We start from the raw sequence: 24,840 nt of genomic DNA on the forward strand, positions 1-24,840 counted from the left end.
GGGACGTGACTCCTAGGGTAGGACCTCGTTGGTCCAACAAAGGGCTGACAACTCAAATCGGGGGATTTGATCTTCATGACTGTGCAGCTGGTCCACAGCTCGACACGCGTCGCACGCGACTCCCACGGATTGAAGTACGTCCCCGTGGTCGCCTTCGGCCTCGACCTCGTGCTCGTGACCTTCAGCGTCTTCGTCGCCGTCCTCGGCCGCGAGAGCATCGCGCTGCCCGGACCGTCCGCCAGCAACGACGTCACGTCGACCCTCGAGGTCGCCGGTCCGCTGATGATGTTCGGCTGGGTCGCCGTGCTCTTCCTGATGGGCGCCTACCGGCTCCAGGTGTTCGGCGCGGGGCTCGACGAGTACAAGCGCGTCATCAGCGGCTCCCTCGTGACCGCGGCCGCCGTCACGTCGGTGTGCTACCTCGCCAGCTTCCCCCTGTCGCGGGTGTTCTTCCTGCTGTGCTTCCTCGTGGGCGTCCCCGTGCTCGTGACCGGCCGCCTCCTGCTCCGCCGCAGCCTGCAGCGCGCCCGCACCCGCGGCGCCCTGCAGCACCGCGTGCTCATCGCCGGCACCGAGGGCCACGTCGACGAGATCGCGTCGGTCCTGGCGCGCGAGTCCTGGCTGGGCTACCGCGTCATCGGCGCGCTCACGCCCAACGCCACCGCCGAGCGCGACGCCACCGCCTCCGGCGTCCCCCTGGTGGGGCACTCCCGGTCCCTCGCCGAGGTCGCCATCGAGGCCGACGTCGACGTCGTGTTCCTGGCCGGTGGCGCCTTCGACACCTCGGCCGACATGCGCCGCCTGGCCTGGGACCTCGAGCACGAGGACATCGAGGTGGTCATCGCCCCGAGCGTCACCGACGTGGCCGCCGAGCGCGTCAGCATCCGACCCGTCGGCGGCATGCCCCTGGTCCACCTCGAGAAGCCCCGTTCCCGCGAGGCCGTGCGTCGCATGAAGCGCACCTTCGACATCGTCGGCTCCCTGGTCCTGCTGGCAGCCTTCTCGCCCGTCTTCGCCTTCGCCGCGCTCAAGGTCAAGCTCCACGACGGCGGTCCGGTGTTCTTCCGGCAGGCGCGCGCCGGCCGCGACAACATCATGTTCGAGTGCCTGAAGTTCCGCACCATGGTGATGGACGCCGAGGCCCGTCTGGCCGACCTGCACGCGGCCGCAGGCTACGAGGGCGGGCTGTTCAAGCTCGAGGACGACCCCCGCATCACCAAGCCCGGCCAGTGGCTGCGTCGCTTCTCCGTCGACGAGCTGCCCCAGCTGGTCAACGTCCTCAAGGGCGACATGAGCCTCGTCGGCCCCCGCCCGCCGCTGGAGCACGAGGTCGCGCAGTACGACGACGACGTCGCCCGCCGGCTCCGCGTCCGACCCGGCATGACCGGCCTCTGGCAGGTCTCCGGCCGCAGCGACCTGTCGTGGTCCGAGGCCATCCGCCTCGACCTCTACTACGTCGACAACTGGTCGATGGTCCAGGACCTCACCATCCTGTTCCGCACCTTCAGCGCCGTCTTCGCCTCCCGCGGCGCCTACTAGGCGAGCTTTCCGGCGACCGCGACGCCCGATCACGACGACCTACGTCGGCGCGCCACCTCCAGCCGCAAACGGCGAGGAAGGCGTCTGAGCTGCTCGCGGTTCTCCAGGTGCCACGCCCGTCCTCGGAGGAGGCTGCGCCATGGTTCCGAGCTGGCTTCGGCGGAGCCTGCGCGCCACGAGTTGACCCGGCGCAGCCGCCCCTCGCCTCGCCACAGGTTCTCGACCACCTGGCGGGTGCGCAGCTGCTGGGCCAGAGGGGCATACGGCAACCAGATCTCCTCCTGCCAGGGAAAGGCCCCCCACACCTTCGCCTCGTGCCGGGTGGGGTGCACCCAGAACATGCGCAAGAGCTCCAAGACGGGTGTTGCCACGTCGAGGTGCGCCGAGTCAGGGGGCAGGACCTCCGCCACGAGCTCGGCGGTGCGTACGGCACAGCCGTGCACCACCCCGAGCCCCCAGTCGACGACCGGCACATTGACCTCGGACTCCAGCACGGGCTCCCATCTCCCGTCCACCGACCGATAGTCGAGCGTGCGCCCGACCGACCCCGCGCACAGCGTCTCCACCACGGTGTGCGCGGACCGAAGACGATCCAGAGCGTGTGGGTGCCGCGGTTCGTCGAAGAGCCACGGCACCAGGAGGGTCGAGCCCCTCCGGGCCAGGTCCCCGGGATCGCCGAGCAGACCCACGTAGAAGTGGTGCAGCCTGTGACCGCCCATCTGGGCAACCAGGTGGTCGACCGCAAAGGCGGCTGATCCGCCCCACCCCGCGTCGACGAGTGCGCTGGGGACACCGTCGGCCAGACCTTCCTGACGGAGGTAAGCGATGCTGCGGTCCGCCATCTGCCGGCCGCGCCTGCGTACCTCGGAGACCAGCGGTTCGGACTGCAGTGCGCCAGCCAGCTGCTGTCGCTCCTCGAGGTTGAGCGGGAGGTCTGCTCGGTCGGCGAGACAGCAGTCGAGGCCGACGAGGTCGTAGACCTCGGACGGATCGAGGTCCACCCGCGCCAGCAACGTCCTGGCGGTGTAGTCGACGCCGGCATCGACCCAGCGGGCCAACAGCTCGTCATGGGTGGCGGACGCCCCGAAGACCCACGGCCGACGCGAGGCGTGGAGGTAGCGGAGCTCGAGCTCGGGGGCGAGCCGGGTGACGATCGGACGAGCCGCGGCCAGCATGGACTCCCCGTCACGGGCCACGTAGTACAGCCGCCGGACGCCGCGCAGACGCGCTTGGTCGACGACCCAGCTGGCGAAGCCGACGAGCATGGCGCCCAGGGGGCCGGCACCGACCTCGGCCTGGGCGGGCGGTGCACCTCGGCGGAGCGCCTCCAGGCGCGACAGGCGCGAGGCGCCCGCGATGAGCGACGTCATCCCGGCGCTGTCGGCTGCGCTGCCCTCGAGCAACCTCTCGTAGCGGTTGAGCCGCCCCTGCGGCTTCCAGGAGGACGACCACCCCTCGATCCGTGCCGCCGCGACGTCGCTGCGTGGGTGGTCACCGTGGTGGTGCACGACGTCATGCTGACCGAGCTGCTCGGCCACCAGGGTGAACAGACCGCCGTGCGCCTTGCTGACACCCCGCTCGCTCGAGGTGAACACCCGGTCCGACTCCCGGGCCAAGCCGTGACGCAGGAGCAGCTCCTTCACGAAGGCCTCACGGTGCGGCGTGTCGGAGACGAAGATCACGGCTCCCGCGGTGCGTGCTGCCACCACCACCTCGGCGACACCTGGGGCGGGCACGACCAGCTCGCGCTCGACCGTCTCCTCGGCATCGACCCAGCGCGCTGCCTCCGCCTCGTCGACGACCAGCGCCTCGGCCACCGCGCTGTAGATCTCGTGGAGGGTCGCGTGACGCCCCAGGAGCCGCGTCAGAGCCCCTTCGTGCCGTCGACGGGCAAGCGCGAACACGTGCGGGTCGACCACCAGCACGCCCTGACGCCGGAGGCGGTCCGCGACCAGCCCGAACACGGCGTCCGGATCACCCACGCGTCGGGTCAGGACGGTGTCGAAGACATCGAACGAGGTGGTCACGGCCATCACACGGGCTCCGTCAGGACGAAGGGAAGTATGGGTCCAGCATTGCCTACTGCATCGACGGTGACCACACAGGCGCAGGACCGCCGTGCGCCACTCAGCGTCGGCCCAGTGCCCGATAGCTGAACCCGGCGGCCCGCCAGGCAGCGGCGTCGAGGCAGTTGCGTCCGTCGAGCACCCGCTTGTCCCGCACGAGCCCGGCGACGTGGGTCGGGTCGAGGGAGACGTACTGCTGCCACTCGGTGAGCACGAGCACCAGCTCGGCCCCGGTGAGCGCGTCGTCGACGTCCTCGGCGAAGACCAGGTCGGGCCACTTGCGGCGGGAGTTCTCGATGGCCTGCGGGTCGGTGACGACCACGGACGCCCCCTGGAGCGACATCTGGGCGGCCACACTCAGGGCGGGCGAGTCCCGCACGTCGTCGCTGTCGGGCTTGAACGACGAGCCGAGCACCGCGATGCGGCGTCCCTGGATCGACCCACCCAGCTCCTCGCGGGCCAGGTCGACCATCCGGACCCGACGACGCATGTTGATGGCGTCGACCTCGCGCAGGAAGCTCAGCGCCTGGTCGACGCCCAGCTCGCCCGCCCGCGCCATGAAGGCGCGGATGTCCTTGGGCAGGCAGCCACCACCGAACCCGAGGCCGGCGTTGAGGAAGCTCCGGCCGATGCGTTCGTCGAGGCCGATGGCGTCGGCCAGGAAGGTGACATCGGCTCCCGACGCCTCGCACAGCTCCGCCATGGCGTTGATGAAGGAGATCTTGGTGGCGAGGAAGGAGTTGGCGGCGACCTTGACCAGCTGGGCGGTCGCGAGGTCGCCGACGAGCCGGGGGCTGCCCTCGGCGATCGCGCTGGCGTAGACCTCGTCCAGGACCGTCACGGCCCGCTCCCCCGCGGGGCCGTCGGCGACGCCGTAGACGATGCGGTCGGGGTGCAGGGTGTCCTGGACGGCCTTGCCCTCGCGGAGGAACTCGGGGTTCCAGACCAGCTCGGCCTCGGGCTGCACCTCGTGCACCCGGCGGGCCAGCCGCTCGGCGGTGCCGACGGGCACGGTGGACTTGCCGACGACGAGGTCACCGGGCGCGAGGTGGGGCAGCAGCGACTCGACGGCGGCGTCGACGTAGGTCAGGTCGGCGGCCATCTCGCCCGAGCGCTGCGGGGTGCCGACGCACACGAAGTGGACCCGGGCGCCGGCGACCGCAGTCGGGTCGGTGGTGAAGCGGAGCCGGCCGCTGGCACCGGCCGAGGAGAGGATCTCGGGCAGCCCCGGCTCGAAGAAAGGCGCCTGTCCGGCGGACAGCGCCTCGACCTGGGCCGGCAGGACGTCGAGGCCGACGACCTCGTGTCCCAGCTCGGCCATGCAGGCGGCGTGGACAGCGCCGAGGTAGCCACAACCGACGACGGAGATCAGCACGTCGCGATCCTAGGTGCCAGCTGTCCCCCCGCACCCGGCGGGAGCCTGAGCGACGCATGACCATCGGGTGACCACCCGGAGACGCACGAACGCCGCGACCCGGTGGGCCGCGGCGTCCGTGGTGTGGAGCTGGGGTGGGTCAGAGCGCCTTGCGCTTGGCGGCCACCAGGGTGACGCCACCGACCAGGAGCAGCGCCAGGGCGCCAGCCAGGGTCAGCATGGTGCCGGAGTCGGCGCCGGTCGCGGGCAGGTTGCCCGAGCCCGAACCGGTGCTGGAGCCGGTGGTCGGGGTGCTGCCGTCGCCGGAGTCACCACCGCCACCCTGGCTGCCCTGGGGAACGGTGATCTCGGTGCTGCCGAGCTCGCCGCTCTCCGAGCCGCTGCCGCTCGCGAGGTAGCTGCCGGGCTCGCAGAGCTCGACGGTGAAGGTCGCGGTCCCGTCGGGGCCGGCGGCCTGGTCCTCGTTGAAGACCTCGTTGCCGTCGGCGTCGATGACGACGAGCGTGAGGGTCTCACCTGCGACGCCCTCGACGGTCACCTGCGAGGTGTAGCAACCGTTGCCGGACGGGGCGGGCGGGGTGGCGGAGACGCCACCCTCCTCGCCGGGGTAGGAGACGGCCTGGGCGGCCGTCGGCGCGAGGAGGACGAAGAACGCGGCCACGAGGAGCGCGATGAGGCGGGTGACCTTCATGGTCATCTCCCAAGAGTGTGTCGGGGGTCAGAGATCCGAGAGTTCGTGCTAAGAGCAGCCTGATCCCTCGACGCGGACGTTAGCAGGCTTGGTGCCGGGCGTATAGCGAACCGCGAAGTCCGATGAGATGGGCTGGCCCGCCATTGTCAGGGTCAGGGACTTGGTCTGGCCCGGGGCGAGGGTGAAGTCCCGCGTCCCGGCTTGGAGTCCGTCGTGCTTGTAGGTGATGAGGTCACGACGTCCGTCACTGGCTCGTACGCCGGTGATGGCCCATCCGGGAGGCGCGTAAGCGACGACCTGGATGCGCAGATCACCCGGTCGCGACCGTCCGACGATGCCGGTCACGGACGGGGGCAGGTCCCGGTTGAGCGGGGCCGCGGACCGCAGCTGGACCTTCATCGTGGCCGATGTCGTGGTGCCGCAGCTTGCGGGCTCGGTGGTGATACGCACCCGCTGGTAGGAGCTGGTCTTCGAGCCGATCCGGTCGTGGAGGTAGACACCGAAGCGCGGTGAGTCCGGGGTGGGATCGCGCAAGGTCTGCCCGAGCTCGGTGTCCTCCAGGATCGACTCCTCCTTCCTGCGCGCAGACCAGACCATGATGCGGCGCTGCTCCACCCCCTCCGCCAAAACCGCGGTGAGCGCCGCAGGATCGCCGGGAAAGGTCCGCACCCGATCGAAGACCCGACGAGCCGCTTGGGCGAAGACCTCGTTCTGCTGGTCCGGATCAGGAACGTCTCGGTACACGTCGACGAGGAGCTTCTGCACCGCGTTGCGGCCCGTCAGCCGGCCAGCGTCGGTGTTCACAGGACCTACAGCCCCGAGCAGCAACTGCAGGGCCCACGGATCCACCGCGGCCACCCCGTCGATGGTCTCGCCAAAGCGGCGCTGCCACATCTCGGTGATCAGCTCGGCGGCTCGGGGGAAGTCGGGTGAATCAGTGACGTTGGCGGGAAAGCGGCCCAATCCTGGGCCGTAGAGTCCCTCCTCCGCCATCGAGAGCGGCAGCACCGGCCGCTCGAACTCACCGACGTCGCCCGCGGTGGCCTGGCGGACCAGCTCCAGACGGCCGTCTTCCGCACGAAGCACTGCAATGGCTCCGGGAATGCCGCCGAGCGACCGTTGCTCTGCGGTGTTCTGCGCGAGGAGGAGATAGGTGCGGCGCCCACTCCCCCCGAGCATGTCGGGCAGCAACCTTCCCGCGAGCGAGACGGTGCGTGCCAGGCGGGAGCTGCGGCCCAGCAGGTCCTGCGTGTCGACCACCCGGTCACGCAGGGCCGGCGTCAGACCCTCGGCACGGATCGCGGCAGCGTCCTGGTCGGCGTCGTCGAGCAGCACCGCGGCTCGTGTCAGCTGTCCGCTGGCCTCGCGGAGCGGGGCCAGGTCGACGCGGCCGCCCTGGAGCCCGATGTCCGCCGGGTCGACGTAGGAGAGCGCGGTCATCACCGCCGGGAGCGCGCCGTGGGTGACGTCGTCCGTGGTCGCGGTCAGTCGACGCGCGGCGTCGACGTCGTCACCGATCGAGGGCAGGGTCGACGCGGCGCCCCAGAGCGGGCCTCCGAGCGCCGCCCTCGCGTTGCCCGTCTCGTCCTGCGCGCGGGACAACGCCTTCTTCGCACCCGGCACGTCCCTGTCGAGGAGCCGGACCCGGAAGTCGCCGATGGCGGTGTTGGCCTGCTGCGCGGACCGGTAGGCCGAGAACGCCTGCCAGGCCATGAACCCCGCGAGCAGCACCACCAGGACCACCAGCCCCAGGACGACCCGCACCACGGGGCGGCCCCAGCCGCGCTCCCGATGGGGTCCGTTCGAGCGTCGAGGACGTCGACGGGAGGCAGCCACCAGCGCAGCGTAGACGAGCCGAGGTCACCACCAGGTCAACGTGTTCGGCCTGCGGGAGTCGACCTGTCCACGTTCTTCTTCTGTCGTAGGGTGAGCCCGCTCGTCCGACCGGCGGGCGGATGTCGAAGGGACCTTCGTGGAGTTGCGCGACTACCTCCGCATCGCCCGGCGCCGTTGGGTGCTGATCCTGCTCAGCACGCTCACCGCACTGGGTCTGGCCGCGGTGTTCACCGCCCAAGCAACCCCCCAGTACGAGTCGACGGCCCGGGTGTTCATCTCGACGTCTGCCTCCGGTTCGTCCTCCGACGCCTACCAGGGCGGGCTCTTCAGCCAGCAGCGGGTGGCCTCCTACGCCGACGTCGTCAACGGGGTCGACGTCGCCCAGCGGGTGGTCGACGACCTCCAGCTCGACGTCAGTGCCGAAACCCTCGCCTCGCGGATCTCGGCCGCCGTCGTGCCCGAGACCGTGCTCCTGCAGGTCTCGGTCCGCGACCCCAACCGGTTCGAGGCCCAGCGCATCAACGAGGCGCTCATGGTGCAGATCCAGGACGTGATCCGCGAGCTCGAGACACCACCGGGACGGCGAGTCGCCACCCTTAAGGCCACCGTCGTCGACACACCACAGCTGCCCGAAACCGCAGTGTCCCCACAGCCGACGCGCAACCTGGGCCTGGCACTGGTGCTGGGCCTGCTCCTCGGGACGGGTCTGGCCGTCACGCGCGAGCTGCTCGACACCAGCGTCAAGGCCATCGACGACGTGCCGACACTGGAGCACCTGCCCGTGTTGTCGGGTCTCTCCTACGACCCGCAGGTGTTCGGCAAGCCGCTGATTACCGACCTGCCCACCCACTCGCCACGGGTCGAGGCCTTCCGGGTGCTCCGCACCAACATGGAGTTCCTCGACGTCGACGCCACCAGCAAGGTCTTCGTCGTCACCAGCTCGGTGCCCGGCGAGGGGAAGTCCACGACGTCGACGAACTCCGCACTCGCCTTCGCCGTGGCCGGCCGCAACGTGCTGCTCATCGACGCCGACCTGCGACGCCCGCAGGTCTCCAACCTGCTGGGCCTCGTGGACAGCGTGGGCCTGACCACCATCCTGGCCGGCCAAGCCAGCATCGACGACGCACTCCAGATGCACGCCGACTCCGGACTCAGCGTGATCACCTCCGGGGCCATCCCGCCCAACCCCGCTGAGCTGTTGCAGTCGCGCGCCATGCAGGAGCTGCTCGACCAACTCCGCGACCGCTTCGCGGTCATCGTCATCGACGCCCCACCGCTGCTTCCCGTGACCGACGCGGCGTTGCTGGCGTCGGAGGCCGACGGCGCCGTCGTCGTCGTGCGCTACGGCCGGACGACCAAGGACCAGCTCCGGGGCGCCGCCGACCGGCTCGGCAGCGTCGACGCCAAGCTGCTGGGAATTGTCTTCAACATGATCCCTGAGCGCGGCGCCGGCTACGGCTACGGCTACGGCTACGGCTACGGCTACGGACCCGACCAGGCCACGAGCTCGACCCGCGGCCGGCTGACCTGGCGGCAGCGTCGCGACCAGCGGCGTCAGCGCCGTCAGTCCGGCCAGGGGGGCCGCCACAACGACGAGGGTGCGACCACCTCGGCGATGTCCTGACCCCCCGTCACCCCTGCGGCGGCTCGCTCCGGCCGGTCACGACGGTGGTCGCCGACCGGCGCGCGAGGTCGTCACGCATCCCGGCGCAGGCCTGGGCCAGGGTCCGCGAGACCACCGAGGGCGCCTGGTAGGGGTCCAGCCCCTCGGCCGTCACCGGCGAGAAGTCGGGCACCGCTGCGTGCGAGATCAGGGGGTGCTGCGGGCGGACGTCGAGCTCGTCGTCGCCGAAGAGCTCCTCGTGCATCTTCTCGCCCTCCCGGAGACCTGTGAACACGACGTCCACCTGCTTCCCGGACAACGCGATCAGCTGCTGCGCGACGTCGCGGATCGCGATCGGCTCCCCCATGTCGAGCACCATGACGTCGCCGCGCGAGCCGATGGCGCCGGCCTGGATGACCAGCTGCACCGCCTCCCGGATGGTCATGAAGTAGCGCGTGACGCGGGGATCGGTCACCGTGATCGGGCCCCCGGCGGCGATCTGGGCCGTGAAGGTCGTCAGCACCGAGCCCCGACTTCCCAGCACGTTGCCGAAGCGCACGCTCATGAACAGGCCCTCGGCGTCCCGGGCCGCTGCAGCCGTGAGGCCCTCGGCGAGGCGCTTGGAGTAGCCCAGGACGCTGCAGGGGTTGGCCGCCTTGTCGGTCGAGACGTTGACGAACCGCTCGACCCCCGTGGCCACGGCTGCCGCCAGGACGTGCTGGGTGCCCCAGACGTTCGTCTTGACCGCCTCACCCGGGGCAGCCTCCAGCAACGGGAGGTGCTTGAGCGCGGCCGCGTGGAAGACCACGTGCGGCGCCCGGCGCGCGAACAGCGCCTTGACGTAGCGCTCGTCGCGGATGTCGCCGAGCTCGGTGTCGTCGGAGTCGAGCATGGCCCGGCCGGTGATGGAGAGCTGGACGGCGTGGAGCGCGCTCTCGTCGCGGTCGAGCATGATGAGCTCCGACGGGCCGAACTTGGCGATCTGCCGGCACAGCTCCGACCCGATCGAGCCGCCCGCACCCGTGACGAGCACGCGCTTGCCGGTCAGGTAGTCGGCGATGGACTCCACGTCGGTCTCGATCGGCTGCCGGCCGAGGAAGTCCGTCACGTCGATGTCGCGGACGTCGCTGATGTTGACGTGCGCCGGGTTGTGCAGGTTGCTGACGCTCGGCAGCACCTTGAGGTCGATGCGGCTCTCGGTCGCGAGGCGACTGACCACCGACACCAGCTCGGAGGGTGCGCTCGGGATGGCCAGGATGGCGGTCGTGGCCCCCACCCGACGGGCGACCTCGACGAACTCGAAGGCGGAGCCCACCACCGGCACACCGCTGAGGCGCCGGTGCGACTTCCGGGGGTCGTCGTCGACCAGGGCCACCGGGCGCCACCCGCAGTCGGGGTCGCGCAGCATCGAGGCCACCAGCTGTGCCGCGCCGTTGCCGGCGCCGATGACGACGACGGGCTCCCGAGTGGCCGGGTCGACGAGGCGGCGTACGTCGCTCCAGTCGCGCAGCAGGCGGTACGCCGCCCGCCCTCCGACGACGAGCACGAAGGCCAGCATCGACGCGGTGACCGTCAGCGACACTCGCGCCGGCGCGCCCACCGCGAGGTTGACGGTCACCACGAAGAGACCGACGAGGCCGCTCACCAGGCTTGCCAGCACGGCATCGGCGAAGGACCCGACGGGCGAGCGACCGAGGTGCAGGTGGAGCGGCAGCCCGATCCCGACGTAGGCGATCGCGCAGGACACTCCGAGTACAAGAGCGGAAGGCAGCACCAACGTCGGGCTGTAGCCCACCGCCACCTGGAGCAGCGCCATGGCGGCGAACGCGACCAGCCAGGACACCGAGTCGTAGGTGACGAGCACCAGCGTCCGGGTCTGACGGATGCGGCTGAAGGCGTCCTGCACGAGAGCTCCCGGGATGACGGAGTGCGCCACCTCGCACGGGCGCACCCGCGACCGGCGGCAGACGGCAGGAGGAACTTACCCGCTGTTGCACTGATGTGCAGCGTGAGTACGCGGATGAGTGCCGAAACGGGTCCGACTGCCCCAGACAGACCGAGTCGATCGACTTTGGTCTCATTCCGCTCGGGCTGCGGGAGCGGCCGCCGCGCCGTGGATACGATGTGGGCTGCCCATCACCGACGAGAGGCATCCACGCCCGATGTCACAGCCCCACGCCGACTACCGCCTGAGCCAGCTCGACCAGCTCGAGGCTGAGTCGATCCACATCTTCCGCGAGGTCGCGGCCGAGTTCGAGAAGCCGGTGCTGATGTTCTCCGGCGGCAAGGACTCCATCGTCATGCTCCGGCTGGCGGAGAAGGCCTTCTACCCGGCGAAGATCCCGTTTCCCGTGCTGCAGATCGACACCGGCTACGACTTCCCCGAGGTGCTGGAGACGCGCGACAACTGGGTGAAGCGGCTCGGCGTGCGCATGATCGTGGCGAGCGTCGAGCAGGCCATCGCCGACAAGGTGGTCGTCGACGACGGCAAGACCAGCCGCAACCGGCTGCAGATCGGCACCCTGCTCCACGCCATCGAGGAGGAGGGCTTCACCGCCGCCTTCGGTGGCGGACGCCGCGACGAGGAGAAGGCCCGAGCCAAGGAGCGCGTCTACTCCCACCGCGACGACTTCGGCCAGTGGGACCCCAAGAACCAGCGTCCCGAGCTGTGGAGCCTCTACAACGGTCGCATCCACGGCGGCGAGCACATGCGGATCTTCCCGCTGTCGAACTGGACCGAGCTCGACATCTGGCACTACCTGGCACAGGAGAAGGTCGAGATCCCGTCCATCTACTTCTCCCACCAGCGCCGGGTCTTCCAGCGCGACGGGATGTGGCTCTCCGAGAGCGAGTTCAACCCGACCAAGGGCAACGAGACAGTCGAGGAGAGGACGGTGCGCTTCCGCACCGTCGGCGACCTCACGCTGACCGGGTGCGTCGAGTCCGAGGCCGACACGATCGAGAAGATCATCGAGGAGGTCTCCATCGCCACGGTGACCGAGCGTGGAGCCACGCGCGGCGACGACCGCTTCTCCGAGGCCGCCATGGAAGACCGCAAGAAGGAGGGCTACTTCTGATGGCCAGCAACACTGATTCGCCGGTCGAGCCCGTCGAGACCAGCGACCCCACGCTAGAGGACCTCGGCGTCGGCCAGATGGACCTCCTGCGCTTCGCCACCGCCGGCTCCGTCGACGACGGCAAGTCGACCCTCATCGGACGGCTGCTGCTCGACTCGAAGGCGATCTTCAGCGACCAGCTCGAAGCTGTCGAGGCCACCAGCCAGTCCAAGGGCTACGACTACACCGACCTCGCGTTGCTGACCGACGGACTCCGCTCCGAGCGCGAGCAGGGCATCACGATTGACGTGGCCTACCGCTACTTCGCCACTCCGCGACGCAAGTTCATCATCGCCGACACGCCCGGTCACGTGCAGTACACGCGCAACATGGTCACCGGCGCCTCGACCGCCGACCTCGGCCTGGTGCTGGTCGACGCCCGTCAGGGCCTGACCGAGCAGTCCCGCCGTCACGCGGTGATCCTGTCGCTGCTCCGGGTGCCGCACATGGTGCTGGCGGTGAACAAGATGGACCTCGTCGACTACGACCAGGGCGTCTACGACAAGATCCGGCGCGAGTTCACGGCGTTCGCCACCAAGCTCTCGATCCCCGACCTCGAGATCATCCCGATCTCGGCGCTCAAGGGCGACAACGTCGTGACCCGTTCGGAGCACATGCCGTGGTACCAGGGCTCGTCCCTGATGCACCACCTCGAGAACGTCCACGTGGCGTCCGACCGCGACCTGATCGACGCCCGTCTGCCCGTGCAGTACGTCGTGCGACCCAAGTCCGACGAGTTCCACGACTACCGCGGGTACGCCGGCCAGCTGGCCGGCGGCGTGCTCAAGCCGGGCGACGAGGTGGTCGTGCTGCCCAGCGGCATGACCTCCAGGATCGCCGGCATCGACCTCTTCGACCGCGAGATCACCGAGGCCTACCCGCCCATGTCGGTCACGGTGCGGCTCGAGGACGACGTCGACGTCAGCCGCGGCGACATGATCGCCCGGGTCAACAACGCACCGTCGGCCAGCCAGGACATCGACGCGATGGTCTGCTGGATGACCAACCAGCCTTTGCACCCGCGACAGAAGCTGGCGATCAAGCACACCACCCGCACCGGTCGCGCGCTGGTCAAGGACATCCAGTACCGCCTGGACATCAACACCCTCCACCGCGACCAGGAGACGAAGGAACTCGGGCTCAACGAGATCGGGCGCGTCCAGCTGCGCACCACGGTCCCGCTGCTGTGCGACTCCTACTCCAAGAACCGGACCACAGGATCGTTCATCCTGATCGACGAGGCCACCGGGGTCACCGTCGGCGCGGGCATGATCAACTCGGTCGCATGAGGGGCTCCGGAGTGCGAACGAGGCGGGGCTGGACCACGGTGACGAGAGACCTCCTCCGACGTCGGGGATTCGACATCGTTCGGTTCAGTCGTATGCAGGCGATCCGTCACCTAGAGATCGATTTCGTGCTCGATGTCGGCGCCAACACCGGCCAGTTCGCCAGCCAGATCCGCAGGTTGGGATACGACGGCACCATCGTTTCTTTTGAGCCGTTGAGCAACGCCCTACGTGTCATCTCCCAGATCGCTGCCCGAGATGAAAAGTGGACGATCCAACCGTATGCGCTCGGCGATGTCGAGCAGCACCTGGATATCCACGTCACCAGAAATCTAGTCAGCAGTTCGATACTCGAACAGGGCGAGTTGCTGAGCCGGATAGATCCTGGTTCGACACCCGTTGACACGGAGCGCATCCTGGTGCGACGCCTAGACTCGGTCTATCCAGACCTCGTTCCACGCGGCGCTCGAACCCTCCTGAAGATTGACACCCAGGGATACGAGCGGCAAGTTCTCCTCGGTGCCGGCGAATGGCTCGAGACCATCGCGGCGGTCCATCTCGAAGTCTCCCTGGTTGAACTATACGGAGGAGAATTTTTGCTCAGCGAAGCCCTTGAGTTTCTGGAAAGTCGAGGATTCCGGGTGCTCACCATGGAGCCGTCACTGCCTGACCCCGTCACTGGTCAGCTGCTTCAGGTTGATCTCACGTTGGATCGGCGGAGTTAAGGCTCCGCTAACGTCGTTGCGTTCTTGCGGCTCTGCGTCTAGCCCCTTCTACACTGGCAACCAGCTGCGAGGTCACCAGAGCGCGTCCGTACCTCTCGCGCGCGAATGCTGTGGCAGCAGCGACTTGGGCGGAACGGGCCTCTATGTTCTGGACCAATCGAACGACGGCATGCGCAAACTCGGCCGGGTCATCGGCCAGTGTGACGCCTCCGGCGCTGGCCGCTCCCATGCCCTCATCCGATAAGGTCGTAGCCACCACCGGAACCCCCTCGGCGAAGGCTTCCAGCATCTTGTTCTTGATGCCGGTGCCGAACTGTAGCGGCACGACCGCCACGGACGCCGCTCTGAGATACGAAGCGACGCTCTCCACCGCGCCGGTGACCGTCACAGCATCAAGGTCACGTGACAGCTGTCGAATGCGCGGGCCAGGTGCCCTTCCTACGATGAAGAACCTTGCGGTAGGGACCTGACGGAGCACCGTGGGCAGAACTTGGTGAGCAAACCACACGGCAGCCTCCTCGCTGTACTGCGTGCTCATGTCGCCGGTGAACACCAGTACCGTGCCATCGATGATCTCGACGGGGTCAGCACCGTCAACCCCGTCAGATATCTCGTACGTGGTCGGGATGACGTAGGTCGCTCCCCCACCGACTCGATCCGCGTCTGCTCGCGTCGTGATGGTTGTGACGTCCGCTGAGCGGTTGCACCAACGCTCGTATTGGCGCAGAAGGTGTGCCTCGGCCCTCAGCACGGCTCGCATTCCTGGACGAGCATGCTCGACCCTCCGCGCGAACTGAAACGAAAGTGCGTCACAGAAGTCCAGGACTGCGGCTGTACGTCTTCCGCCCATGTACGGCGCCGTCCGAACCAGCGAGTACAAGGTGCAGACGGCATCGTGCCGACGCTCGGCCTGACGGATTGCCTGGTGGAGTGAGCCGTCGTAGGCGCGGGCGACTTGCAGGGGCCATCCCGAAGCCAGTCCTGCCCCTCGACGGACCCAGCGTGACGACCTGGGTACGACCACCAGGTCGTCGACAATGCCGCGCAACTCTTCCACGAACTCGTCGGAGACCCCCTCCAGTGACCTCGAACTGGTCACCAAGCACACCTTGTAGTGATCACCGAGCATCAACAGCTGCTGGAAGACCCGCCGCTCCGCTCCGCTGTTCGGGGGCCAAGGGAACCGCGACGTGACGTAACAGATCCACTCGCTCATCAGCGCCTCACCACGAACCGAGCGATGCCGACGTAGATGGTGCCGAAAAGGATCAAAACGATGGTCGTGAATGAGTTGATGCCCCCCAGTAACCACTGCGCTGGGAAGGTGAGAAAGGGGAGCACCATCAGGGCGCGCCGAGGATTCACCATGGAACGCTCCGCTAAGACGGACATCCTGCCCACCAGCCATCCGAAGAACAACCCACCGAGGATTACGCCTCCGGTGCCGGCATTGATCCACAACTCGGTCACAATTCCATACTCGGGGGTGAAGGTCCGATCCGTCTCGGGCTGTTGCAGAGTAATGAGATACGCCGACGTCTGTGACGGTTTGTCGGGAAACAACGACCGCGGGACGGGTTGTGTCGCGAGATCGAGTAGCGTGCGACCCCACAATCTCCCGTCGTACGTCTGGTAGGTCTGAGCGAAGAAATCAAAGGAGTCGAACCGTCCGCTGAAGTCTGTCACGGACTGCCGTGCGCTCACTTGAGCCGAGTCGCCAACGGTGGTGTTCTCGACTCGAAATGTCGCGTAAGCCCCGGCCCCGAGAATCACCAGAACCGTGAGCGGGACGATTGCCCTGAGCTTAATGGCGCCGACGTTCCGCTCGCGCCAGGCGATCATCGCAAGGAGTGGCGCCGCATAATACGAACGCTGGCCGTATGGAAAGATCAGCACTGCGCCAAAGATAAAGGTGAGGGCGATGCATGGGACCCGCCAGCTCTGATCTCGAGGGATCAGCACGAGTGCCAGCCAGAACGGCAGCCATGCCAAGGCGATGGACACCCCGGTCACGTAGAACTGACCGCCATCGTTGACAAGACTCCTGAATAGGGTGGGTTGGGTGTAGGCGAACCGCATTGTCACGCCAGCAATCTGAGCGCTCAAAAGCAGTCCCACCACCGCAAGCGACCCCGCGACCAATGCCACCCCGAGCGGGGCGCGAAGGCGCGGGTTCGGGGAAAGCGACCCACCCGGGGTCTCGCGATTGCGCGTACTCATTCCGACCACGACGCCCGTCGCCAGCGTGGCGCAAAACAGACCCGCCAGGATCATAGGGCCTCCCAGGGCCCCGCGTTGCAGCAGTCGGGCGTAGCTGGTGACTTCGGTGTCCAACAGTGCCAGAGGTCTGAGCACGTAGGTGAATGCGACGGCCAGGGCTAGTACCGATGCCGCCGACGAGACTTTCGGACTAGTTTGCCCAACGATCATGACGCCCGCTGCGACGGCGCTGACGAGGGCCAAGAGCAAGCTCAATCGTCCGCCGCTGGGCGACGTCCAGAGCCATATGACCAGAACGGAGGACACCATCCACGCTCCGACCACGACAGGAGCGACCACTGTTCGGCGCTCAGACTGCGCCTTGGTCCTCAGCGGTTGCATGCTCATATGATTGTCCTGAAGACCGCGTGGGCAAGAGCCATTGATGCGGAGGCTGCCGTAAACACATGGGCCGATACGACCTGACGCCCGGCCAGAGACCCGCCGAAGCCTGCCCACAGCGCCGACACGAGGACCACGAGCACGACTACTGCGGCCAGAACAGCCAGACATGCTATTCCGAGAGGCGAACTCGGCATCGCAATCATGCCAGCACATACTGCTGCTAGGCCAAGCAGGTTGGCGGCAGCTATCGTCTTGTAACGGCCCTCAGCGACTATCAGCGAGTAGGTCGGTCCTCCCCACGCCGCCGCGGCTGCAGCTAGCACCGCGGGAGGGAGAACTGCCGTGAAGACAGCTGAGCGCTCGGCACCCAACCCAAAGAGGATTAGCACGTGGTCCGCGGCCAACAACAGACACACCGCCAAGCAGGAGGTGACAACGCCAACCGCTCGGTTGACCCTCTTGAACAGGGCAATACGAATCGGCTGCTGATGGCCGCCGTTATGGCGCGCGAGTCGCGGCAGCAGTGCCGCCGAGGCTTGAGTTGAGACCAGTGCGACGCCGCCAGCAACCGTGAAGGCTGTGACATAGGCGCCGACGTCCTCGACTGGCATCACACGCATCGCATACACACGGTCGGCATACAGTCGGGCACCCCCAGCCAGGGTCGCAACGGCAAGAGGCGCCAAGGTGTGCCTCCCAAGCCGGAGTAGGAGGTGCGTTCTAGCCGGGGTGCGGAAGCGACCAGCCAACAACACCCGCCAGACGTACCAGGACAGGAACGCCAGAGAGATGCCCGCAACGAATGCCTGCCAAGCCAGGACATACACCGCCTGTCCCGACTTCGCCGCCACGACGCCGGCACCCGTCCACCTCAAAAGGTCGGCGAGCATGAGAAATCCGGCACTCGTGGCCTGTCTGTCTCGACCGATGATGATGCCTACGTAAAGTCGTGTTGGTAGTTCGAGCGCAAGGGAGGCCGCGACGAGCAGAGTGGCCACATGGTGGTGCTGCACCGCATCAGCGGAGACGGTTGTTGAGAAGATGAGGTAGATCAAGCCGAAGAGGATGACGGCCAACAGGCCAATCCACGATTCGTAGGCTCGCATTAGCCCAGATTGCAGTGGTTCCTCGCTCCCGGACGAAAAATCTCTGCTGGCGCTCGTCGAAAGACCCAGGTCGAATACGGATAACACCAGCTGGAAACTGAGATAGAGCGAAACCAAACCAAATGATGCCGCATCTAGAGCGTGGGAGAGGACGGCCAAGAGCCCCATCACCCCGACCGCCGAGGTGATCTTCTGGGCGACAGCCCCTGCGACGCCGGCCAGCACTCTCCTGTTCGCCAGCCTTGCCCTCAACTCACGACTTCCCAACGGAGCCTTACGTCGACACCGGGGTGTGTACAACTTCCACGGCGCATCTTTCCGAGCTGGTACGGCGCCGAGCCCATTGGATCGTCTTTATTGGTTGCCGCAACCAGCCGCCAGCAGCGAAGGTCCAGACCCGGTATCCCGTCCGCGACGGGCAGCCGTATCACGAACGCTCCTCGTGGATACCCGCCCACCGGTGATGGCGCGAGGCTGTGGATGAGATGAACCGAACCACGCGTCTGCTGGTGTCGTCGACCTCGTAGCCGGACGGCATCGACCCCGACCCTCGGTCCGTCATCGCCATGCAGACGGCACGCACCACGTCATCCGAATCGAGACCGGTCATCATGATGCTCCCGGTGTCCAGGGCCTCGGGACGCTCGATGGAGTCCCGGAGCGTGACTGCGGGGAAGCCCAGGACGGCCGACTCCTCAGAGATCGTGCCGGAGTCCGAAAGCACGCATGCCGCCCGCGATTGCAATCGGTTGTAGTCGTGGAAGCCAAAGGGCTCGAGCCATCGGACGTCGCCCTCGACGGTCTCCCCGAGCGCCTCGATCCGCTTGCGGGTCCGGGGATGCGTCGAGACGATGACCGGCAGCGACCAGGTCTCGTGGACCTGTACCAGGCAAGCAAGCAGGTCGCGCAGGCGACCCGGCGCGTCGACGTTCTCCTGGCGGTGGGCGCTGACGAGAAAGTAGCCCCCGGGGTCGAGGCCTAGCCGCTTGAGCACGTCGGAGCCAGCGATGTCGTCGCGGTAGTGGTCCAGGACCTCGCGCATCGGTGAGCCAGTCACGATGACCCGCCGCGGGTGCAGGCCCTCGGCGAGCAGGTTGCGCCTGGCGTGCTCGGTGTAGGCCAGGTTGAAGTCGGCGACATGGTCCACCATTCGCCGGTTGGTCTCCTCGGGGACGTTCTCGTCGTAAGAGCGGTTGCCCGCCTCCATGTGGTACGTCGGAACGTGCATCCGCTTGGCCATCAGGGTCGCAATGCAGGAGTTGGTGTCACCCAGCACCAGCACCGCGTCGGGCCGCTCGGCCAACAGAACCTTCTCGGCCTCGACGAGCACTCCGCCGAGGGTGGACCCCAGGCTGGAGGTGTCCACGTCAAGGTAGTGGTCGGGGGCACGCAGCCGGAGGTCGTCGAAGAAGACCTGGTTGAGCAGCCGGTCGTAGTTCTGCCCGGTGTGGACGAGCACGTGCTCGATGCCCTGGGTCGTCTCCATCCGGGCGATGACTCTGGCCAGCCGGATGATCTCCGGCCGGGTGCCGACGATGGTCATTACCTTCACGTCGTGTCCACCCTCTCGGCATACTGGTCCGGGTCGCGCGGGTCGAGCAGCTGATCGGACCAGAACATCGTCACCAGCTCGTCGTCCCCGATGTTGCGGATGTTATGAACCCACAGCGTGGGCATGTCGACGTACGCCGGGGAACTGCCCGTCACCGTGAACGACACCACCTCATCGTGCAGCAGCCGACGGAGGCGGATCTCCGCGGTGCCGTGGACCACCATGAAGCGCTCCACCTTGCGGAGATGGTAGTGGTCGCCTCGCACCATGCCCGGGAGCGTGGTCGAAACGAATGCCTGGCCCGTCCCGCCGTGGGAGCGCACTGCCTCCACTAGGGCGCCGCGATTGTCGGCGTGCACGGTGGGGGCCACGGGCCACATCTGGGGGAACGAAGCCGCACGGTAGGTGTTGAATAGGTCGACCTCGAACGGAGTCGTCAGCGGGGGGACCTCACCGCGTCCGGCGTACAGCGCATGGGTCGCCTGCAGGCTCGCGAGCACGCCGCTGATCAGGTGGGGCTCGCCCTCCACCACGCGCTGTTCGTCGTCGCCAACCGAGTCGAGAAGTGCAGCGGCGGCCTGCTGCACGTGCAGCAGGCCGACCTCCCGGTCAGCCGTCACAACCGGCGACCCGCCCCTTGCGACCTCGGCCGCGAAGGTCGCGACGAAGGAGTTGTAGTGGGCCCGGCCGTGCTCACCGAAGAGGTTCGGCAGAAGCACGTCGGCGAATGACCCGCCGGTCGATCGTGCGGCGTCGGCCAGGAGGGTGGCAGCCCGTGCCTTGCCCCGTCCGTAGGGGTTGTCCAGCGATGCGTGCACCGAGTTGGCGTAGACGACGTCGACCGGTCGCGGCGACGCCCTCAGTGCGGCCGCCAGCGCGTCGGCAAGATTGATGTTTCCCTGCTCGACGGCTGTCGGCTCCTCGGCACGGTTGACGCCCGCGAGGTGCAGGACCACGTCGCTGGCGCTCACCGCCGCGGCCAGGCGTCGGGGGTCAGCCACGTCGGCGCGACCCAGCCGGACCGGCTCAATCCCGTGCAGCGCTCGGAGCCGGCAGGCAGTGTGCCAGCCCAGGAAGCCGAAACCCCCCGTGATGCAGATCCTCACCACAGCTCCCTCCATCCTTCGGGGCCCGCCGGCGGGCGCCAGCGCCCGGCCAGCCACCCTCGCTCCTGGCCCTGTCCGAACCACAGCATCTCCAGCCGACGTGCAGGACCGGCCAGCCGGGGGCTCCTCCCGCCCAGGCCGAAGCCGACCCGAACCACGGCGCGAGCGAGTCCCTCGGGCACGTGGCGCGGCTCCCGGCCCCCCAGCAGCCTGACGAGGCCCGCCACTGTAAGATCCTCGGCGGGCTGCAGCACGAACCGCGGCGGCGGGTCGCCTGTCAGCGTGACGAAGGCGATCGCGTCACCCACGTTGACGACCTGCACCTGCGGGGTGGGGGACGCTCCCTCCCCCGCGACGCTCGCGATCGGTGAGGACACCAGGCGCCGCAGCAGCGCGGTGGTGGGGCGCCCCGCCCCGTGCACCGAGGTCGGGCGGAACACCGTGCCCGCGGGTCCGACCACCGCCTCACCCAGGGCCTTGCTGTGGGAGTAGGCGCTGAACGGGCGGGTGACCGGGGACTCGTCCAGACGGACTGCCCGTCCCTGCACCGCTGCCGAGCTGACGTGAACGAACCGGGGAGCCCCCTCTAGGCCCGATACAGCAGCGGTGACGAACGCCGGCAGCAGTGCGTTGGCACCATAGAGCGCGTCTGTCGCCACGCTGCTCGCCGTGGCTAGGCCGGCGGCGTTGACCACGGCATCGACGCCTCGGAGGCGGTCACTTAGCGCGTCCACGACCGATGCCGCAGCCCCGTGATGGACCGCCCGGAGAACGGCCTCGGCCGTCCGCGCCGAGGTCGTGAGACGGGGTGCCCGCACGTGCCGCACCCCGGCCCCGCGTCGGGTCAACGCCTCCACGACGGCCGACCCCACGAAGCCGGTGGCCCCCAGCACCGCCACCTCAGCCACGCCTGCCCCCCTCCCCTCGACCGTTCACCGCGTCCTCCAGCATGCCCTCCAGGGCAGCCGCCCCCGAGCCGGCGCCCAGGTGCTCCAGGTAGTAGCGGCGGGCCTGTCGACCCAGCTCGTCGCGCCGGGCCGCGGACATGGAGGCAACCTCGACGAACGCCTGCGCCAGGGACGACACGTCCTCTGGCGGCACCGTGAGCCCTCCGGCGTCACGGACCACGGTCGCGGCGTCCCCGGCCACGGCACAGACCACGAGGCGCTCGCAGGCGAAGGACGCCTGGACCTTGCTTGGGATCGTGCCGGAGAACAGCGGCAGGTTTTTCAGGGACACCACCTGCGAGGCGGCTTGCGCCATCAGGGTCGGCATCTGGCTCATCGGTCTCGGCCCCATGAAGACAACACGGTCCTCCACGCCGAGCGACGCCGCCAGCGCCCGCAGCCGCGGGACGGCGACCCCGTCCCCCACCAGCGCGAGAGCCACGGTCGGCCGGGACACGGCGGCCCGCGCCACGGCCCGAATTACGGTGTCGAGGCCCTGGACGTCGCCGATCCCTCCGGCGTACATCATCCAGGTGCGGGCCGGGTCGAGCTCGGGACGCGATGGCGGGAGGGCCGGTGCGAAGATATGCTCGTCGATCCAGTTCGGCACGCAACGGACTCGCGGGGCGCCACGCGCCTGCAGGGTGGCCGCCATGCTGGGGCTGATAGCGGCGACACCGTGGGCGCGTCGGTAGAGCGCAGCCAGCCCACGAGCGATCACACGCTCCGCCGCGTGGGCAACCCGCGGATCCCCGATGAAGCCGCTGGCGGTCACGCTCTCGGGCCACAGGTCCTGCACGTAGAGCACGAAGGGAACCCCCGCGGCACGGTGCAACCGAAGGCTCGCGAGTCCCACAGTCGCTGGCGTCAGGTAGGTGAGGCACACGTCGGCATCGCGGAGCCATCGCACGTGGGCGGTGGCGGACAGGGCGAACGACGTCAGGCTGGCGGCCCGCCGCCAGGCGGAGTCGTCGTGGCTCGGGACGTCCGGGACACGCATCAGCTGCAGTCCGTCGCGCGCCTCGCGCTGACGCCACGTCATCCTGTAGCCCGGATAGACCCGACCGTTGGGATAGCTGGGAAAGCCCGTCAGCACGCGCACGTCGTGACCGCGGCTCGCCAAGGCCCGTGCGATCGCGGTGGGGTGCGCCGCCGCGCCGGGCTCCGGCTCGTACCACTGGGTGACCATGCCAATCCTCATCGCGAACTCACCGGGGCACAACCCGTCCATGGAGCGCGCCGAGGAGCAGTGGCGTGACGAGGTAGCCCACCAGCACCGAGCAGACCAGGAACGCGGTAACGGGCAGGGGGACCTGCCGCCACCCGAGTGCGACCACCACGCAGCACACCGCCGAGGCGAGGGCGACCCAAGCGCCGGTGCGCAGGTGGCCCCACCCGCGCTCGTCGACGACCCGCTGATAGACGTGACCCCGGTGAGCCGTTCCAAGGGCGTCGCCCCGGCGGACGATCTTCACGATGACCCAGCCCGTGTCCGCGAGGTAGACCAGCAGGGGAGCAACGGCAACGGCTCCCGGGACGCCCTCACCCCAGGCCAGGACGGTGCAGCCGGCGATGACGGCCCCCAGGCCGTAGCTGCCGACGTCGCCCAGGAACACCGCACCGGCCGCGTTCCAGGGGAGGAAGCCGACTGCGGCACCGATCAGTGCCCCCCCTAGGACCAGAAGTGCCGGGACGGCCTCGGTGTGGCCCAGCCAGCCGAACCAAACCCCGGCCACGGCCGCGTGGAGCGCAGAGATGCCGTTGATCCCGTCCATGAAGTTGAACGCGTTGACATACGCCGCGAACCCCAAGGAGCCCAAGACCACGAAGGCGGGCCACCACGGCTCAACACCCGCCACCCAGCTGGCGGTGCCCGCCACGAGCACCCCCCCGACGACCTGCGCCACTAGGCGGGTGCGGGGCGGAAGCGGGGAGCGGTCGTCCGTCAGGCCGACAAGGGCTAGCAGAACCGCCACCAGCAAGACCATGGTCGACCCGGTGTCACCGGTCAGGACCAAACCCACCGGGACCAGGACCAGCATGACCGGCAGTCCCCCACCACGCGGGACGACCCGGTCATGGGAGGACCGATTGTTGGGTCGGTCCAGCAGCCGGGCACGCCGCAGCAGCGGGACGGACACGCCGGTGAGTACACCGGTGCCCACCAGTGTCAGCAGGAGGCTCTCACGCACCGTGCGCTACCAGCTGCCGGAACCGGGGCAGCTCGGCCAGGACAGCACCGACCTCCTCGACACCCAGCCTGGTGGTGTTATGCGAGTGGTAGGCCTCCGTCGCGACGCGGCGATCGCCCTCGTCGAAATATTCCCCGTAGTTGAGGTCACGCGCGTCAACGGGTACCCGGTAGTAATCGCCCTGATCCTCCGCCCGGGTGAGCTCCTCCTCGGTCGCCAGGGTTTCGAACAGCTTCTCGCCATGACGGGTGCCGATCATTTGGACGTCCGGCTCGACGCCGACAGCGCGCGCGACCGCCGTCGCCAGGTCGGCGATCGTGCTCGCCGGAGCCTTCCGGATGAACAGGTCCCCGGGCCGGGCGTACTCAAAGGCATGCTCCACGAGGGCGACAGCCTCTTCGAGCGACATCAGGAACCGCGTCATGTCGGGATTCGTGACCGTCATCGGTGTGCCGGCCCGAGCCTGCTCAATAAAGAGCGGGATCACTGAGCCCCGGGACATCATCACGTTGCCGTACCGCACGGTCGAGACCGTGGTGCGCGCCGTGGGGTTGTTGCGCGCGAAGGCCTGCGCGACCTTCTCCATCATCGCCTTACTCATGCCCATGGCGTTGACAGGGTATGCCGCCTTGTCCGTCCCGAGGCACACCACGGAGCGGACGCCGTTGGCGTTGGCGGCCTCGATGACGTGGGAACTGCCGATGACGTTGGTCTGCACAGCCTCCATGGGGAAGAACTCGCAGGAGGGGACCTGCTTGAGCGCGGCGGCGTGGAACACCAGGTCGACGCCTCGGGTAGCACGGTCAACGCTGTCGTAGCTGCGGACGTCGCCAAGGTAGAAGCGGACCCGGGGATCGTCGAGGGCTGCGCGCATCTCGTGCTGCTTCAGCTCGTCGCGGCTGAGGACGCGGATCTCGATGTCGTCGGCCCGGTCCAGCAGCCGTCGGACCATGGTGGAGCCGAACGATCCCGTGCCTCCTGTCACGAGCACGACACTGCCGCTCGGCAGGGAGAAGGTCATGCCAGGTCCGTCCCGTCGGGGTAGCGGTCAGGGGTTGGGCGCCTGACTCCGGTTGGTTTGCTCGACATCACGGCC

19 protein-coding genes are annotated in these 24,840 nt (G+C 68.3%); 5 read left to right on the forward strand and 14 right to left on the reverse strand.

Translation table 11 applies throughout. The annotated features are described in order from the left end of the window. The first annotated feature begins 75 nt into the window (after positions 1-75). Positions 76-1,539 carry a sugar transferase gene (locus EDD33_RS16855; protein ID WP_123393605.1) on the forward strand — a complete coding sequence of 488 codons (1,464 nt, stop codon included), beginning with the start codon at positions 76-78 and terminating at the stop codon, positions 1,537-1,539. A 29-nt stretch (positions 1,540-1,568) separates the two neighbouring features. Here EDD33_RS16855 and EDD33_RS16860 read toward each other — a convergent pair whose 3' ends face one another. The 4 genes from EDD33_RS16860 to EDD33_RS16875 all read right to left on the reverse strand — a co-directional run bounded on the left by EDD33_RS16860 (position 1,569) and on the right by EDD33_RS16875 (position 7,438). Then, positions 1,569-3,566, reverse strand: a complete 1,998-nt coding sequence (locus EDD33_RS16860) for an HAD family hydrolase (RefSeq protein WP_148077122.1) — start codon at positions 3,564-3,566, stop codon at positions 1,569-1,571. 100 nt (positions 3,567-3,666) lie between these two features. Next, the gene (locus tag EDD33_RS16865) at positions 3,667-4,980 is read right to left on the reverse strand and encodes a UDP-glucose dehydrogenase family protein (protein WP_123392154.1); all 1,314 of its coding nucleotides are present in this window, start codon (positions 4,978-4,980) and stop codon (positions 3,667-3,669) included. Between the two features lie 139 nt (positions 4,981-5,119). Continuing rightward, positions 5,120-5,671, reverse strand: coding sequence for an LPXTG cell wall anchor domain-containing protein (locus tag EDD33_RS16870; protein ID WP_170169856.1), 552 nt, complete (start codon positions 5,669-5,671; stop codon positions 5,120-5,122). Between the two features lie 48 nt (positions 5,672-5,719). Continuing rightward, a complete protein-coding gene (locus EDD33_RS16875) occupies positions 5,720-7,438 on the reverse strand; it encodes a DUF4012 domain-containing protein (protein WP_123392158.1) in 1,719 nt (572 codons plus the stop codon). Between the two features lie 205 nt (positions 7,439-7,643). Here EDD33_RS16875 and EDD33_RS16880 point away from each other — a divergent pair, with 205 nt between their 5' ends. Further along, positions 7,644-9,131 (forward strand): tyrosine-protein kinase domain-containing protein, encoded by a 1,488-nt coding sequence (locus EDD33_RS16880; RefSeq protein WP_123392160.1) that lies wholly within the window; start codon positions 7,644-7,646, stop codon positions 9,129-9,131. A gap of 7 nt (positions 9,132-9,138) precedes the next feature. Here the strand turns inward: EDD33_RS16880 and EDD33_RS16885 are convergent, their stop codons facing one another. Continuing rightward, entirely contained in the window at positions 9,139-11,016 is a 1,878-nt protein-coding gene (locus EDD33_RS16885) for a polysaccharide biosynthesis protein (RefSeq protein WP_123392162.1), read from the reverse strand. Between the two features lie 256 nt (positions 11,017-11,272). Between EDD33_RS16885 and cysD the strand changes: the two genes are divergently transcribed. From cysD to EDD33_RS16900, 3 genes are all read left to right on the forward strand, one after another. After that, complete coding sequence (gene cysD, locus EDD33_RS16890) at positions 11,273-12,187, forward strand: sulfate adenylyltransferase subunit CysD (RefSeq protein ID WP_123392164.1); 915 nt, start codon at positions 11,273-11,275, stop codon at positions 12,185-12,187. 77 nt (positions 12,188-12,264) lie between these two features. Then, entirely contained in the window at positions 12,265-13,515 is a 1,251-nt protein-coding gene (locus tag EDD33_RS16895) for a sulfate adenylyltransferase subunit 1 (RefSeq protein ID WP_123393607.1), read from the forward strand. A gap of 92 nt (positions 13,516-13,607) precedes the next feature. Continuing rightward, entirely contained in the window at positions 13,608-14,237 is a 630-nt protein-coding gene (locus tag EDD33_RS16900) for an FkbM family methyltransferase (protein ID WP_170169857.1), read from the forward strand. 7 nt (positions 14,238-14,244) lie between these two features. Here EDD33_RS16900 and EDD33_RS16905 read toward each other — a convergent pair whose 3' ends face one another. The 9 genes from EDD33_RS16905 to EDD33_RS16940 form a co-directional block, all read right to left on the reverse strand. Next, positions 14,245-15,453 carry a glycosyltransferase gene (locus tag EDD33_RS16905; protein WP_170169858.1) on the reverse strand — a complete coding sequence of 403 codons (1,209 nt, stop codon included), beginning with the start codon at positions 15,451-15,453 and terminating at the stop codon, positions 14,245-14,247. Beyond that, complete coding sequence (locus tag EDD33_RS20145) at positions 15,453-16,844, reverse strand: hypothetical protein (protein WP_170169859.1); 1,392 nt, start codon at positions 16,842-16,844, stop codon at positions 15,453-15,455. The genes EDD33_RS16905 and EDD33_RS20145 overlap by 1 nt, the downstream gene beginning before the upstream one ends. Then, positions 16,841-18,214 carry a lipopolysaccharide biosynthesis protein gene (locus EDD33_RS16910; RefSeq protein ID WP_148077124.1) on the reverse strand — a complete coding sequence of 458 codons (1,374 nt, stop codon included), beginning with the start codon at positions 18,212-18,214 and terminating at the stop codon, positions 16,841-16,843. Before EDD33_RS16910 ends, EDD33_RS20145 begins: the two co-directional genes overlap by 4 nt. Positions 18,215-18,374: 160 nt before the next feature. Next, entirely contained in the window at positions 18,375-19,490 is a 1,116-nt protein-coding gene (gene wecB / locus EDD33_RS16915; RefSeq protein WP_170169860.1) for a non-hydrolyzing UDP-N-acetylglucosamine 2-epimerase, read from the reverse strand. A 5-nt stretch (positions 19,491-19,495) separates the two neighbouring features. Then, positions 19,496-20,605: a polysaccharide biosynthesis C-terminal domain-containing protein gene (locus EDD33_RS16920; RefSeq protein WP_123393609.1), complete on the reverse strand. Its 1,110-nt coding sequence runs from the start codon at positions 20,603-20,605 to the stop codon at positions 19,496-19,498. Further along, positions 20,602-21,513 (reverse strand): NAD-dependent epimerase/dehydratase family protein, encoded by a 912-nt coding sequence (locus EDD33_RS16925; RefSeq protein ID WP_123392175.1) that lies wholly within the window; start codon positions 21,511-21,513, stop codon positions 20,602-20,604. Before EDD33_RS16925 ends, EDD33_RS16920 begins: the two co-directional genes overlap by 4 nt. Continuing rightward, the gene (locus EDD33_RS16930) at positions 21,506-22,741 is read right to left on the reverse strand and encodes a glycosyltransferase family 4 protein (RefSeq protein ID WP_170169861.1); all 1,236 of its coding nucleotides are present in this window, start codon (positions 22,739-22,741) and stop codon (positions 21,506-21,508) included. Before EDD33_RS16930 ends, EDD33_RS16925 begins: the two co-directional genes overlap by 8 nt. Before the next feature lie 19 nt (positions 22,742-22,760). Next, positions 22,761-23,744, reverse strand: coding sequence for an MraY family glycosyltransferase (locus EDD33_RS16935; protein ID WP_211332579.1), 984 nt, complete (start codon positions 23,742-23,744; stop codon positions 22,761-22,763). Continuing rightward, positions 23,737-24,765, reverse strand: a complete 1,029-nt coding sequence (locus EDD33_RS16940) for a polysaccharide biosynthesis protein (RefSeq protein ID WP_123392180.1) — start codon at positions 24,763-24,765, stop codon at positions 23,737-23,739. Before EDD33_RS16940 ends, EDD33_RS16935 begins: the two co-directional genes overlap by 8 nt. Positions 24,766-24,840 lie beyond the last annotated feature (75 nt).

This window comes from Nocardioides aurantiacus (genome assembly GCF_003752505.1).
Classification (GTDB): domain Bacteria; phylum Actinomycetota; class Actinomycetes; order Propionibacteriales; family Nocardioidaceae; genus Marmoricola; species Marmoricola aurantiacus.